Consider the following 666-nt stretch of genomic DNA (forward strand, 5'->3'; position numbering starts at 1 on the left):
TACCTGGCGGTAGTGGCATTAATTTTATCAAACACATGAAACGTGAAGAGCTTACACGCAACATTCCTGTTGTGATGCTGACTGCTCGCGGTGAAGAAGAAGATAAAGTTCGCGGTTTAGAGGTTGGTGCAGATGACTACATTACCAAACCGTTTTCACCTAAAGAGTTAGTTGCTCGCCTTAAAGCGGTTATTCGCCGTGTTACGCCGACCGCATTAGAAGATGTGATTGATGTTCAAGGTCTCAAACTCGATCCTGTTTCTCACCGTGTTACTGCGAATGATGAAGCGGTTGATATGGGGCCTACCGAGTTCAAGATGCTGCACTTCTTTATGACCCATCAAGAGCGTGTTTACAGCCGTGAGCAGCTGCTAAACAACGTGTGGGGCACCAATGTTTATGTTGAAGACCGTACTGTTGACGTTCATATCCGTCGTCTTCGTAAAGCACTGGAAGCTGCCGGTCACGACAAACTGATTCAAACCGTTCGTGGCGCTGGTTACCGCTTCTCAACAAAGGCTTAGATTTTTACGCAGCTTATCAATGCCATTTCTGGAGTAATGAGTGGTTGAAAGATTAACGTGGAAAAAGCTGGCCTGGGAGCTGGCTTTTTTTTACACCCCTTGGGTGATAGTGGGGTGGATATTCGGTTATATGCCGTGGTTG

The 666-nt window shown here is 46.5% G+C and carries 1 protein-coding gene and 1 pseudogene; both read left to right on the forward strand.

The genetic code is table 11. The features are described from left to right. Positions 1-524, forward strand: a 524-nt coding sequence (locus tag R8N47_RS25675) for a winged helix-turn-helix domain-containing protein (RefSeq protein WP_318186162.1), incomplete at its 5' end; no start/stop codon positions are given. 40 nt (positions 525-564) lie between these two features. Then, positions 565-666, forward strand: a pseudogene (locus tag R8N47_RS25680) (DUF3329 domain-containing protein); the annotation flags it as partial.

The sequence above is a fragment of the Vibrio sp. 2132-1 genome (genome assembly GCF_033344315.1).